The organism is Seohaeicola zhoushanensis (assembly GCF_014656415.1).
Classification (GTDB): Bacteria; Pseudomonadota; Alphaproteobacteria; order Rhodobacterales; family Rhodobacteraceae; genus Seohaeicola_A; species Seohaeicola_A zhoushanensis.
On record NZ_BNCJ01000003.1, the window covers coordinates 1 to 13,495 of the forward strand.

Sequence of the window (13,495 nt, forward strand, 5' to 3'; positions counted from 1 at the left end):
ATGATCCGCGACGGCACCGACTTCGCCGCAACGGCGTGAGAAAATACAGTTGCCGGAGGTATTTGAAAAGAAGAGAAGAGAGGGGCGCGGCGCCTCTCTCTTCCCTGGCTCACGGCGGCGCGGTGGCGCCTCAGAGCACGACCTTGACGGTGCGCGTGTCGGGCACGTTGACGGTGCCCTTCGCGGTGATGAACTGCTCCATCAAGTCATAGATCGCCGGCCCCTCGGTGCCCTCGTTGACCGAGGCCCAGCCGCCGACGGTATAGGTCTTGTCGGCCTCGATGGCGGTGCCGTCGTCGAGCGCCATCTCGGCGATCCGCCCGCCCATGTCGTTGTTGACGTGGCAGGTGTAGGACATGCCGCCCACCCGCACCATGTCGCCCCCCTGCTGGTAGAAGGGATCCTTGTTGAAGAGGTTGTCGCAGACGTCCTCGAGGATCTCCTTCAGCTGCGCGCCGGTCATCTCGGTGCGATAGACCGCCGGGTAGCTCATCGAGGTCTCGGTGTAGAGATCGTCCATGGTGATGTCCTGCCCCGGCAGCAAGGTGGTGCCCCAGCGGAAGCCCGGCGAGAGCGCGATCTGCACGTCGCGCTGTTCGCGGATGCCTTGGCAGATCAGGTCGTCCCAGGTGCCGTTGAAGTTGCCGCGCCGGTAGAGCAGCCCCTCGGTGCGGCCCAGCACGCGGTTCAGCTCGGCGGCATGGGGGTCGCGGAACTCGGCGATCTTGGCCGCCATCTCGGCATCCGGCGGGATCACGTCCGAGAAGACCGGGATCAGGCGCGAGCTGTGGCCCACCACCTTGCCGTCCTTCACCTCGAGATCGACCCGGCCGAGATACTTGCCGTGGCTGCCCGAGGACAGGATCAGCGTGCCGGCGACCTCGACCGCCTCGGGCACCGCGTCATGGGTGTGGCCGGTCAGGATCACGTCGAGGCCGCTCACCACCGTGGCGAGCTTGCGGTCGACGTCGAAGCCGTTGTGCGAGAGCAGCACCACCACCTCGGCGCCCTCGGCGCGGGCGGTATCGACGTTCTCCTGCAGCTTCTCGGCGCGGATGCCGAAGCTGTATTCGGGGAACATCCACTTGGGGTTGGCGATCGGCGTATAGGGCATGGCCTGGCCGATCACGGCGACCTTGACGCCGCCCTTCTCGAACATCTTCATCGCGTCGAAGGCCGGTTCGTCCCATTCCACGTCGAAGACGTTCTGCGCCAGCATCGGGTAGTCCATGCTCTCGACGATCTCCTTCAGGCGCTCGGTGCCGAAGGTGAATTCCCAATGCGCGGTCATCGCGTCGGGCCGGAGCAGCGCCATGCAGTCGACCATGTCCTGGCCGTTGGTCTTGAGCGAGGTATAGGACCCCTGCCAGGTGTCGCCGCCGTCGAGGAAAAGCACCTTGTCCTCGCCCCGCTCGGCGCGGATCGCCTTGACCAGGGTCGCCGTGCGGTCGAGTCCGCCGAGCCGGCCATAGGTGCGCGCCAGGTCGACGTAGTCCAAATAGGTATGGGCATAGGCCAGCGGGCTGCCGCGCTCGATCCCGAAGTGCTTGAGGAACTCCTCGCCCACCAGGTGCGGCGGGATGCCGGCATAGTCGCCCACGCCGATATTGGTGTCCGGCGGCCGGAAGTAGACCGGGGCGAGCTGGGCGTGCACGTCGGTGAAATGCAGCAGCGTCACCTGACCCTTGGCGTCGAAGCGCAGCAGGTCGTCGAGCGACAGCTTCTGCTGGGCCAGCGCCCGTAGCGGATTCGCGGCATAGCCGGCGGCCCCCAGGGCGAAGGCGGCGTTGACCCCGTACTGAATGAAATCTCGTCTCGTGATCGGCACGGCGTTTCCTCCCTCGGCCCGATATATCGAAATATGCGAATTTCAAAATACCTTCTACGCGACAGCCCGCCGCCCGTCAATTTGCCTGCGCATCCGGGCGTAATCGCGAGGCAGGTCTTGGCCGAACCGGCCGAAGGGCCTCAGGCCGCCCGTGTCGCGCCGACGATCCCCTCGCCCACCCGCCGGATCATCGCCGCCAGTTCGTCGAACCAGCCCTCGCCCGGCATGGTCGCCCGACGCACGAGGCCGATGGTGCGCGACGGCTCGGGCAGCGGGAAACGGTGCAGCTCCAGCCCCGGCGCGGCGGTGCGCTCGGCCTCGGCCGCCAGCTCGGGCATCAGCGTGAAGCCGAAGCCGGCCGCGACAAGCCGCGACAGCGTGGCGAGCGAGGAGGCCCCCATGTTGATGCCCGGCGCGCCGCGCTCCTTGCCGCAGGCGGCCAGCGCCTGGTCGGTCAAGCAATGGCCATCCTCGAGCAGCAGCAGCTGCGAAGGTTCGAGATCGGCCGGCGACAGCGTCGCCGCCTTGTCGCCCAGCCGGGCCAACCGCGCCTCGGAACCAGCCAGCAGGAAGTTGTCACGGAACAGCGGCACCTCGATCAGCCCCGCCGCGCCGGTCGGCAGCGCCAGCACGGCGGCATCCAGCTCGCCCGCCTGCAGCGCCTCGATCAGCTGTTCGGTCAGGGTCTCGCGCACCCGTACCGACAGCGAAAGGTCACCCGCCCGCAGCGCGGCGAGAACCCCCGGCAACAGGTAGGGCGCGATGGTCGGGATCAGCCCCAGCGACAGCGAACGCTGCTGTCCGTCGCGGGCCCTTGCGATATGGTCGAGCCGGGCCGAGGCGTCGAGGATTTCGCGCGCGTGGGCCAGCACCTCGCGCCCCAGCGGCGTCAGCAGCACGTCGCGGGCACGGCGCTCGACCAGCTCGCCGCCCATCAGGTCTTCCAGCGCGCGGATCTGCACCGAAAGCGCGGGCTGCGAGACATTGCAGACCGCCGCGGCGCGGCCGAAATTGCGCTGCTCGGCAAGGGCACGGAAATAGGTGAGCTGGCGCAGCGTGAAGGACATTAACGCATCCTATCGCAAAGAACGCGGCGCGCCAGCCCCGGTTATGGTCAGCCGATCATGCGGTCGCGGTCGGATTGACCTTCGTAGTGCCGCTTGAGCCGTTGCAGGGCGATCCGCAGGACGATCTTTCCCGAGCGCGCCGACCAGCCCATCTTCTGCTCGATCATCTCCAACCTTTCGAGGTAGCAGCAGCACCGCAGCACCACGTCGCTGAGGCCGGGGCCAAGATCGGCCAGCGCGCGCGCCACCCGGTCACGCGAGGCGCCCGGGCCGCGGTCGAGCGGCGCCTCCCGCGCATGATCGCCGCGGCTGCCCCCGGTCAGGAAATGGTCCCAGTTCTGGCCGACGCGCGGACCGATCTGCGAGAGCTCGAAATCCTCGCGCAGCCGCTCGCCGGCCTGCACCAGCGAATCGTCCAGGAAGGGCCGCCCGTCGCGATCCTTGCGCCGTGCTAGCGCCACCATCGGGCTTTCGGCCACCGAGTAGCGGGTGCGCTTGCGGGCGCCCGCCTCGCCCGCGCCATCGGCCTGCCAGTCGCCACCGGGATCGGCAAAGCGCTCGGCCGCCTCGGCGAACCCGGTCTCCGAGGCGCTGCGCTTGCGGTTCTCCTGTTCGGCGAGCAGCCGGCTCAGCGCGGTCCGCCCCGCCGCCGTGATGCGATAGCGCGAGATCCGCCCCGGCTTGGCGCAGGCGATCCAGTCCTTCAGCGCCATCGCCTCGGCCACCGGGGTGTCGACCACCGCCGTGCGCAGGCTGTTGCCGCCCTCGTCGTCGCGCACGACGACCGATTTCTCCATGTTCTCGGCCACCGCAAGCACCGCCCCGGTCTCGCAGAGGCGGCGCAGCACGCGGAGCGCCTCGCGGTTCAGCACGGCGGTCTCGATGACGTCCGGTACGGCGGTCTTCCTGGCGCTCATGGCAAGAATGTCCTTCATCGTCTCGGCGCTTCTCACCGAAGCGGGGGATTGGGGGGCGCCGGCGCAGTCCATCGTCCGGGCCAGCCGGGTCAGCGCCGCGTCGATCAGCGTATCGTCACGCCGCGCTTCCAGCCGGCGGATCTGGCGCATCACCGTCGAAGCATGGCATCCCACCGACCGGGCAATGTCCCGGATCGACTGCCGCGCCTCGACATGGGCCAGGTAGCGGCACACTTCGTCCGGAACCCAGACCAGCGCAGCGGGCGCAGCATGTTCGGCCGCCGGTGGGCCGGAGGTCATCGTGTTCTGCCTGTTCATACCCAGCGTTCATAGGTGGTTAACCACAACCTTGGGGAGAATTGGTTACCAGTTTGTTAACGGCGATTCTGTAGACGGCAACGAGGCCAAACCATCATCCGTAAACGCTAATTTGATTTGAATCTTCCGCACGGTGCCCGGCCCGGTTCCGCAACACCCGGCACGGTTGTGCCATAGACGATGGCTCGACCCTTCCAGAGACACCCAGGGAAGGACCATCACATGCAGGACATTCTGGCGATGCTGAACCGGCTCCGGCGCCCGCGGCTGCTGATCCGGGCGGCCCGGCTCGGCGCGCGGGACTATGTGCGCGACCGTCATCTGAAACGGCTGCTGGGCTACAGCGCGCTGCCCCGTCCGAGCGCCGCGCTGCTGCGCCTCATGGAACTGGAACGCGATATCGACGACCGGCGCCGCATCGACGACGCCGGTTATTCACTCTCCCGCCACCTCGACCTGCTGATCGCGATGATGGGCGAAGCCCAGCTCGTCGCGGCCACCCGCGCCGAGCCCGAGATCTGACCTCAGATGAAGGCGTCGGGCATCGCGGCCTTGCGCTCGGCGACGAAGGCGGCAAGCGCCTCCTCCGTGGCCGGGTCCATCGCCGGCTTCTGGTAGCTGTCGAGCATCTGCCTGACCTTGACCGCCGCCAGCGCCTGCGTATCGCGCGCGCCTTCCTCGTCCCAGGTCTCGAACGGCTTGTAGTCGAGCAGCCCCGAGCGCCAGAAGGCGGTCTTGAAGTTCGCCTGGGTATGGGCGCAGCCCAGGTAGTGGCCGCCCGGCCCCACCTCGGCGATGGCGTCCATCGCCTGGTCGTTCTCGGTGACGCCCACGCCCTTGGCGAGGCCATGCAGAACGCCCAGCTGGTCGGCGTCCATCACGAATTTCTCGTAGGACGACACCAGCCCGCCTTCCAGCCAGCCACAGGCGTGCAGCATGAAGTTGACGCCCGACAAAAGCCCCATGTTCAGCGAATTCGCGCTCTCGTAGGCGGCCTGCGCATCCGGCAGCTTCGAGCCGCAGAAGGCCCCGGCCGAGCGGTACGGCAGCCCCATCCGCCGCGCCAGCTGGCCGGCTCCATAGGTGATGAGCGAGGCCTCGGGCGTGCCGAAGGTCGGCGCCCCCGAGTTCATGTCGATCGAGGTCACGAAGGCCCCGAAGATCACCGGCGCGCCCTTGCGGACGAGCTGGTTGTAGGCGATCCCCGCCAGCACCTCGGCCAGCACCTGTGTCAGCGTGCCCGCCACCGAGACCGGCGCCATCGCGCCGCCGACGATGAAGGGCGACAGGATGCAGGCCTGGTTGTTGCGGGCGTAGACCTCCATCGAGCCCATCATCACGTCGTCGAAGGTCATCGGCGAGTTCACGTTGATGAGCGAGGTCATCACCGTGTTCTGCTGCACGAAGTCCTCGCCGAAGAGGATCTTGCACATGTCGACCGAATCCTGCGCCCGGCTGGGTTCGGTGACAGACCCCATGAAGGGCTTGTCGCTCAGCGTCATGTGGGCATGAAGCATGTCGAGGTGGCGCTTGTTCACCGGGATGTCGGTCGGCTCGCAGACCGTGCCGCCCGAGTGGTGCAGCCACTTGGACATGTAGCCGAGCTTCACGAAGTTCTCGAAATCGGCCATCGTCGCATAGCGCCGGCCGCCCTCGGCATCGCGCACGAAGGGCGGGCCATAGACCGGGGCCAGCACCAGGTTCTTGCCGCCCACCTCGACGTTGCGCGCCGGATTGCGGGCGTGCTGGGTGTAGGAGCCGGGCGCGGTGGCGCAGAGCTGCCGCGCCAGCCCGCGCGGAATCCGCACGCGCTCCTCGTCCACGTCGGCGCCTGCGGCCTTCCACAGTTCCAGCGCGGCCGGGTTGTTGACGAACTTGACGCCGATCTCCTGCAACACCGTCTCGGCGTTGTGCTCGATGATCTCCAGCGCTTCTTCGTTCAGCACCTCGAAGTTCGGGATGTTGCGCTCGATGAAGCGGGCGGTCTCGAAGCTGACCGCCGAACGCTCGGCCCGCCTGGCCGCGCCGCCGCCGCCGCGGGTGCGCCGCTGAGTTGGTGCAATATCCGACATGAGAATTCCCCCGTGCTGACGGTCTGTTGAGGATGCAATAGCGCAGCCGCAGAGTCGCTCCGGCGAGGATTGCGGCGGTTCTGGGGAAAATGCGACATTTGCGACGCCGCGCGCCGCCGGCGCCCCGGCAGCGGAATCGGCCGCCGCTCAGGCGGCGTCCTCTTCCACCTGCTGCAGGTTCCACAGCTGGGCATAGCGCCCGCCGCGCGCCAGCAGCTCGTCATGGGTGCCCTGCTCGACCACCCGGCCCGCCTCCAGCACCACAATGCGGTCGGCCTCCATCACCGTCGAGAGCCGGTGCGCGATGGTGATCACCGTCCGCCCCTGCCCCGCCCGGTCCAGCGCGGCCTTGATCTCCTGCTCGGTCTCGGTGTCGAGCGCGCTGGTCGCCTCGTCCAGCAGCAGGATCGGCGGGTTCTTGAGCAGGGTGCGCGCAATGCCCACCCGCTGCTTCTCGCCGCCCGAAAGCTTCAGCCCCCGCTCGCCGACGGCCGTGTCATAACCCTGCGGCAACGAGGCGATGAAGTCGTGGATCTGCGCCGCCCGCGCGGCCGCCTCGACCTCTTGCTGGGTTGCCCCGGCGCGGCCATAGGCGATGTTGTAGCGGATGGTATCGTTGAACAGCACGGTATCCTGCGGCACCACGCCGATTGCGGCATGAAGGCTCGCCTGGGTCACGTCGCGCACGTCCTGCCCGTCGATCTTCAGCGCCCCGCCGGTCACGTCGTAGAAGCGGAACAGCAGCCGCCCGATGGTCGACTTGCCCGACCCCGTCGCGCCGACGATGGCCACGCTCTCGCCTGCGCCCGCGCGGATGGTGACGCCCTTCAGGATCTCGCGGTCGGGGTCATAGCCGAAATGCACGTTCTCCAGCACGATCTCGCCGCCGTTGACCTTCAGCGCCGGCGCGCCGGGCTTGTCCTGCACCTCCTGCGGCTGTTCCAGCAGGTCGAACATGTCGCTCATGTCGATCAGCGCCTGGCGGATCTCGCGGTAGACGGTGCCGAGGAAGTTCAGCGGCACGGTGATCTGGATCATGTAGGCGTTGACCATGACGAAATCGCCCACCGTCAGCGCGCCCGCCTGCACCCCGATCGCCGCCAGCACCATGACGCCGATCAGGCCGGCGGTGATGATGACCGACTGGCCGAAGTTCAGGAAGGCCAGCGAATAGGCGGTCAGCAGCGAGGCCTTCTCATAGGCCGCCATCGCGGTGTCATAGCGGGCCGCCTCGCGCTCCTCGGCGTCGAAATACTTGACGGTTTCATAGTTCAGCAGGCTGTCGATCGCCTTCTGGTTGGCGTCGGTGTCCTGGTCGTTCATCTCGCGGCGCAGCTTCACGCGCCACTCGGTGACCTTGAAGGTGAACCAGACATAGATGGCGATGGTCCCCGCGACGATGACCAGGTACCAGATCCCGAACAGCGCCGCGAGGATGATGGCGACCAGCGCCAGTTCCAGCACCAGCGGCCCGATGTTGAACACCAGGAAACGCAGCAGGAAGTCGACACCCTTCACCCCCCGCTCGATGATCCGGCTCAGCCCGCCGGTCTTGCGGGTGATGTGATAGCGCATTGACAGGTGGTGGATATGCCGGAAGGTCGAGAGTGCCAGCTGCCGCAGCGCCCGTTGCGCCACCGGCGCGAACAGCGCATCGCGCCATTGCTGCAGGCCCACGTTCAGCGCCCGCGCCACGCCATAGGCCACCGTCAGCCCCACCGCCCCCAGCGCCACCGCAGGCACGCCGTCCTTGGCCAGGCTGTCGACCGCCTGCTTGTAAAGCACCGGCGTATAGACCGCGACCAGCTTGGCCAGCACCAGCAGCGCCAGCGCGACAACGACCCGGATCCGCAGCCCCGCGTTATCCTTCGGCCAGATATAGGGCATCACCCTCAGGATGATGCTCATTCCCGAACGCTTTTCAGGGGTCTTTTTCGTGGCTTGGGACGTCATGTCGGGCTCCCGGCTTCGGCACACCGACTTAAACGCGCCGCTCCGGATTTACCAGAGCGGCCGCACCGTCACGGGATCGAGAAGACCTGTCCGGGATAGATCAGGTCGGGGTTGCGGATGCTGTCGCGGTTGGCCTCGAAGACCCGCACGTAGAGCACGCCGTTGCCGTAGCGCTCGCGCGAGATGGCCCAGAGCGTGTCGCCCTTCTGCACCGTCACCGCGCGGATCGCCGGAGTCTGGTCGGGCGCGTTCTCCTGGCTCGGAGGATTCAGCACCTCGGGAGCCTCGCGCTTGAACGGAGTTTCCAGCCGGCTCACCACCTCGCCGCCGGCGTTCAGCGCATCGAGCCGCAGCGTGTAGATCCCCGGCTTGACCCCGCTCAGCTCGCCCTTCCACTTGCCGGTCTCGTCGGCGCCGATATCGGCCACCGCCTTGTTGTCGAGATAGACCCGCACGGTGGTCTGCCCGCCGGCACGGCCCGCAAGCTGCACCTCGCCCGTCTCGGAATAGCTGATGGTGTCGAGCGCGATCTGCTCCATCGCATCGGGTCGCTCAGGCGTGGCGGGCTGGATCAGCTCCACCCCATCCTTCGTCGCCTTGAGCACGGCGATCGAGGTGGCAACCGGCGGCTGCACCGGCGCGGGCGCGCTGGTGCCGAGGCCCGAAGCAACCGCCCCGCCCGCAGGCGCCGGCGGCGCATTCGCCTGGTCGGCGTGCGCCGGCACCGGAACATTGGGGCGCGCCTCGGCGACCTGGACCGGCTTAGGCTCGGGCTTGGCTTCGGCTGCCGGCGCGGTCGGTTCGGGCTTGGTTTCTGCGGTTTGTGCGACTGCTTCCGGCTTGGCCTCGGCAGTCGGCGCAGTGGTTTCCGGCTTGGCTTCGGCAGTTTGCGCAACCGCCTCCGGCTTGACCTCGGCGCTCTGGGCAGCCGCCTCCGGTTTGGCCTCGGTAGCGGGCGTTGCTGCAGAGGCCTCGGCCACCGATGCACTCGCCTCCGGCTTCGCCTCGGCAACCTGCGCCGCCGCGACGGCCGGTGCCTCGGGCTTGGCCTCGGTCACAGCCGCTTCCGGCTTCGCCTCGACCGCCTGCGCAACCACCGCCGGTTCCGGTTTGGCCTCGGCACTTGTCTCCGGCGCGGGCGTGACCGCCTCCGGCTTGGCCTCGACGACCACCACGGGCGCGGCCTCGGTAGCCGCCGCCACCGGTTCCGGTGTCGCCGCAGCTTCCGCCGGTTCCGCCTTCGCCTCCGGCTCGGCCACAGCAGCACCCGCATCCGCCATCTGCGTCGCGGGGGCCTCGACCACCGGCGCAAGGATGATCGGCTCCTGCGAGGCGACCTTCTGTCCGTCCAGTTCGGCCATCATCGTCAGCAGATGCGGCCCCGCCCCCATGTCGATGGTCAGCAGCCCGACGAACTTGCCCTGCCCGTCGGCCATGGCCTCGCCGATCTCGCGGTCGTCCAGCAGGAAGACCACCCGCGCCCCCGGCGCGGCGGTTCCGGCAATCACCGCGTTGCCATCCGGCTCGACCCGCACCACGTCGAAGGCCGGCGTCACCTCGGCCTTGACCTTGGCCTCTGCCACTGGCGCCGCCTCGGGCTTCGCTTCCGCCACCGGCGCGCTCTCGGCCGGTTTCGGCACCTCGGCGACGGGCTGCGGGCCCAGCGAGGGCAGCAGCCCCGCATACCAGACCCCGCCCCCGATCAGCGCAAGCGCCCCCACCGCCAGAGCCGCGAGACCCGTGGTCCCGATGCCGCCATTTTGGCCTGCCATATGTTGTTGTCCCCAGAATTGGCCCCCCAGCGGGCCGTGTAGTTGAGCTAGTCTAGCAACAGCGTTATCAGGGGTCAAAACACCTCTGTGTTCTCCCCCAATCTTCGAAAGGTGCGCCCATGTCCGTCAAATCCGTCTGTGTCTATTGCGGATCGCGCCCCGGAACCAAACCGGCCTATGCCCAGGCGGCACGCGATCTCGGGGTGGCGCTGGCGGCCGAGGACTGGCGGCTGGTCTATGGCGCCGGCGACGTCGGCCTGATGGGCGAGGTCGCCCGCGCGGCGCAGACCGCCGGGGCCGAGACCTTCGGGGTGATTCCGACCCACCTCGTCGCCTGGGAAGTCGGCAAGACCGACCTCACCCGCTACATCGTCACCGAGACCATGCACGAGCGCAAGAAGGTGATGCTGATGAACGCCCATGCGGTCGTGGTGCTTCCCGGCGGGGCCGGCTCGCTCGACGAGTTCTTCGAGGTGCTGACCTGGGCGCAGCTTCGCCTGCACGCCAAGCCCATCGTGATCCTGAACACCGAGGGCTACTGGGACCCGCTGCTGAAACTGATAGACCACGTTATCGACCAGGGCTTCGCCGATGCCTCGCTGGCCCGCCTGATCCAGGTCGCGGCCACCACCGACGAGGCGGTCGAGATGCTGAAGCTCGCCTTCGCCGAGACCGCCTGACGCCTGAACGGCCTCAGGAGATCTCCGAGGCCCGCACCACCGCGCGCCGCGCCGCCCGCTCGCGGCGCAGCACCTCCCAGGTGTAGCAGGCCAGCGCCAACCAGATCATCGGGAAGGCGATGGCGTGCCAGCGGGTGAAGGCCTCGCCGAAGACGAAGACCGCGCAGAGGAATTGCAGCGTCGGGTTCATGTAGAGCATCAGCCCCACCGTGCCCATCGCCACCCGGCGCAGCGCATAGCTGAAGAAGAACAGCGGGATCGCCGTCATCGGCCCGGCCCCGATCAGCAGCAGGCTGTCGCGCAGCGACCAGCCGAAATGGCCGGGCCCGCTGGCATAGATCCCGACCATGACAAGGCAGATGAACGGCAGCATCACCAGCACCTCGGCCGTGACCGAGACCACCGGCCCGCTGGTCAGCGCCTTCTTCGACAGCCCGTAAAGCGCGAAGCTCAGCGCGATGGCGAGCGAGAACCACGGCAGGATCCCGAGGCCCCAGGTCAGCAGCGCAACCGCCGTGCCGGCCAGCCCGACCGCCAGCCACTGCAGCAGGGACAGGCGCTCCTTGTAGACCACCCAGCCCAGCAGAACGGCCAGCAGCGGATAGATGTAATAGCCGATGCTGGTCTCGGTGACGCGGTCGATCTGCGTCGCGTAGATGAACAGGAACCAGTTGGCCGAGATCAGCGTCGAGGCCAGCACCAGTATGCCCAGCTGCCTGCGGCCCCGCAGCGCCGCGCCGACCTCGCCCAGCCGCCCCTGCACTGCGAGCAGGCCCGAGAACAGCACCAGCGACCAGATCACCCGGTGCGACATGATCTCGAGTGGCGGCACATGGGACAGCAACCTGTAATAGGCCGGCGAGACGCCCCAGATCAGGAAGGTCCCGACCACGGCCATCATGCCTTTTCCGGTTTCGCTCATGCCCGCTCCGAACGTCTTTCGGGCGACCATGCAGTTGCGCCGGGCGGCGTCAAGGCACCAGCTGCAGAACCGTAATCGAAGGCTCTATGCCGATGCGCAGCGGGATAGTCGAACAGCCCAGCCCTCCGGCCACCACCAGCTGATGTGGGCCACGTCGGAAATGCCCCAGCGCATAGCGCGTACCGAACCGCGAGGGCGCCACCAGCGCGCGTCCGAACAACCGCACCTGCCCGCCGTGCATGTGGCCCGAAAGCATCAGCAGCGCCCGCCCTTCGGGCAGTGCCGGGAAGAGGTCCGGCTCGTGCGCCATCAGGATCAGCGGCGCGCCCTCGGGCACTCCGGCCAGCGCGGTGCCGAGATCGTCGAGCCCCTGGTGACGGCGGAATCCCGGCGGCCCGCTGCGGAAGGCGCGCTGGCTCGCCACCCCGGCGATCCAGGCGGGCCCGAGATCGGCGGCGGCGTTTTCCAGCACCCGCCAGCCCTGCGCCGCCAGCAGCGCGCTCGCCCGGTTCGGCCCGGCCCGGCGCTCCCGCGCCTCGGGGTCGTCGTCCCAGTCGTGGTTGCCGAGCACCGCGTAGCAACCGAGAGGCGCGGCATAGCCCGCCAGCGCCAGACAGCCGGCATCGACCCGCGCGGTCTTCACCGGCCCGCGCCGCCCACCGGCGATATCGCCGAGGAACAGCACCAGGTCCGCCCCCTGCGCCATCACCCGCGCCCGCACCGCGCGCGCCCGCGCGGCGGTGCTCGGGCCAAAGCCGAAATGCAGGTCGGTGACGATCGCCACCCGCAGCGGCGCCTGCAGCCCCGGCAGCGTGACCTCGTGCCGGTCGACCGCCATCCGCAGCGCCGGCCCCAGCAGCGGCGCAAGCGCCCCCCGCCGCGAGGCACGGGCAAGCCAGCGCCTCATTCCGGCGTCACCAGCGGCACCCGACCCGAAACAGCTGGCCTCATTCCGCCGCCCCGCGCGCAAGGCCATCCTGCGCCACCCTGTCGCCACCGATCTCAGCGAAGATCCAGTCGCAGAAGGCCCGGATCCTGCGGTCATCGGCACGGGCGGCGGGATAGGCGACGGAATAGATCACGATCGGCATGGTATCAGGCTCGAACAACCGCACAAGCCGCCCCGAGGCCACTGTGTCGCGCACCATCGCGCCATAGGCCAGCGCCACGCCCTGCCCCTGCTCGGCCGCCGTCGTTGCCAGCTCGCAGTTCGGCAGCACCGGCCCGCGCGGCAACTCGGGCGGCACGACACCGGCGCCGCGGAACCACTCGCTCCAGGCGTCCATCACCTCGTCATGCATCAGCCGCACCCGCAGCAGGTCCTGCGGCCGCTCGATCGCCTCGCGCGCCACGAAATCCGGGCTGGCAACGGGAAAGCGCCCCGACTGCATGAAGGGTGTCACCACCACCCCCGCCACCGGGCTGTCGCCCCAGTGGATCACCACGTCGGAGTCGTTGCTGGCGAAATCGGTCGAGGGCGCGCCGGTCGACACCCGAAGCCGCACCTGCCGCCCGAACGCCAGCCGGTCGAGCCGCGGCACCAGCCAGCGCGCCGCGAAGCCCGGCGTGCAGAGCACCCGGAAGCTCTCCTGCCCCGCCTGCGCCGCATCGGCGGCGCTGGCCGCGAACTGGTCGAGCAGCCCGGTCAGCTTGCCCGCGTAACCGCGCCCGGTCAGCGTCAGCTCCAACCGGTTGCCGACCCGCTCGAACAGCGCGGTGTCGAGATAGTTCTCGAGCGCCCGGATCTGGTGACTGATCGCCGAGGGCGAGAGACACAGCTCCTCGGCGGCAGCCTTGAAGCTGGCGTGCCGCGCCGCGGCCTCGAAGGCACGCACGGCCGAGAAAGGCGGGAACTGTCGTGCCATCCGGCGTGAATTCCCTTCAATCGCAGGTGAAAAATCGCCTTTTGCCTGCCCGATGCCGCCAGCCTAGCATCATTTCACCGCATCTCAAAATCACCGGACCC

11 protein-coding genes are annotated in these 13,495 nt (G+C 68.5%); 2 read left to right on the plus strand and 9 right to left on the minus strand.

Annotated features, from left to right (window positions below; translation table 11 throughout):
* Positions 1 to 130 precede the first annotated feature (130 nt).
* The 3 genes from soxB to IE266_RS07740 all read right to left on the minus strand — a co-directional run bounded on the left by soxB (position 131) and on the right by IE266_RS07740 (position 4,130).
* Positions 131 to 1,828: a thiosulfohydrolase SoxB gene (gene soxB / locus IE266_RS07730; RefSeq protein WP_229863935.1), complete on the minus strand. Its 1,698-nt coding sequence runs from the start codon at positions 1,826 to 1,828 to the stop codon at positions 131 to 133.
* 140 nt (positions 1,829 to 1,968) lie between these two features.
* The gene (locus IE266_RS07735; protein WP_189679497.1) at positions 1,969 to 2,895 is read right to left on the minus strand and encodes a LysR substrate-binding domain-containing protein; all 927 of its coding nucleotides are present in this window, start codon (positions 2,893 to 2,895) and stop codon (positions 1,969 to 1,971) included.
* Between the two features lie 47 nt (positions 2,896 to 2,942).
* On the minus strand, positions 2,943 to 4,130 hold the full coding sequence (locus IE266_RS07740; protein WP_308434575.1) for a DUF6456 domain-containing protein: 1,188 nt from the start codon (positions 4,128 to 4,130) through the stop codon (positions 2,943 to 2,945).
* 222 nt (positions 4,131 to 4,352) lie between these two features.
* Between IE266_RS07740 and IE266_RS07745 the strand changes: the two genes are divergently transcribed.
* On the plus strand, positions 4,353 to 4,652 hold the full coding sequence (locus tag IE266_RS07745; protein ID WP_189679498.1) for a DUF6477 family protein: 300 nt from the start codon (positions 4,353 to 4,355) through the stop codon (positions 4,650 to 4,652).
* Positions 4,653 to 4,654: 2 nt separating this feature from the next.
* Here the strand turns inward: IE266_RS07745 and IE266_RS07750 are convergent, their stop codons facing one another.
* From IE266_RS07750 to IE266_RS27175, 3 genes are all read right to left on the minus strand, one after another.
* A complete protein-coding gene (locus IE266_RS07750; protein ID WP_189679499.1) occupies positions 4,655 to 6,202 on the minus strand; it encodes a trimethylamine methyltransferase family protein in 1,548 nt (515 codons plus the stop codon).
* A 147-nt stretch (positions 6,203 to 6,349) separates the two neighbouring features.
* On the minus strand, positions 6,350 to 8,110 hold the full coding sequence (locus IE266_RS07755) for an ABCB family ABC transporter ATP-binding protein/permease (protein ID WP_373310542.1): 1,761 nt from the start codon (positions 8,108 to 8,110) through the stop codon (positions 6,350 to 6,352).
* 113 nt (positions 8,111 to 8,223) lie between these two features.
* Complete coding sequence (locus IE266_RS27175; RefSeq protein WP_268249749.1) at positions 8,224 to 9,927, minus strand: LysM peptidoglycan-binding domain-containing protein; 1,704 nt, start codon at positions 9,925 to 9,927, stop codon at positions 8,224 to 8,226.
* Between the two features lie 119 nt (positions 9,928 to 10,046).
* Here IE266_RS27175 and IE266_RS07765 point away from each other — a divergent pair, with 119 nt between their 5' ends.
* Positions 10,047 to 10,607, plus strand: coding sequence for an LOG family protein (locus IE266_RS07765; RefSeq protein ID WP_189679501.1), 561 nt, complete (start codon positions 10,047 to 10,049; stop codon positions 10,605 to 10,607).
* 13 nt (positions 10,608 to 10,620) lie between these two features.
* Here IE266_RS07765 and rarD read toward each other — a convergent pair whose 3' ends face one another.
* The 3 genes from rarD to IE266_RS07780 are packed head-to-tail and all read right to left on the minus strand — an operon-like array spanning position 10,621 to position 13,394.
* Entirely contained in the window at positions 10,621 to 11,529 is a 909-nt protein-coding gene (gene rarD, locus IE266_RS07770; protein ID WP_189679502.1) for an EamA family transporter RarD, read from the minus strand.
* A gap of 49 nt (positions 11,530 to 11,578) precedes the next feature.
* A complete protein-coding gene (locus tag IE266_RS07775; RefSeq protein ID WP_189679503.1) occupies positions 11,579 to 12,436 on the minus strand; it encodes a metallophosphoesterase in 858 nt (285 codons plus the stop codon).
* A gap of 40 nt (positions 12,437 to 12,476) precedes the next feature.
* Entirely contained in the window at positions 12,477 to 13,394 is a 918-nt protein-coding gene (locus IE266_RS07780; RefSeq protein WP_189679504.1) for a LysR substrate-binding domain-containing protein, read from the minus strand.
* Positions 13,395 to 13,495 lie beyond the last annotated feature (101 nt).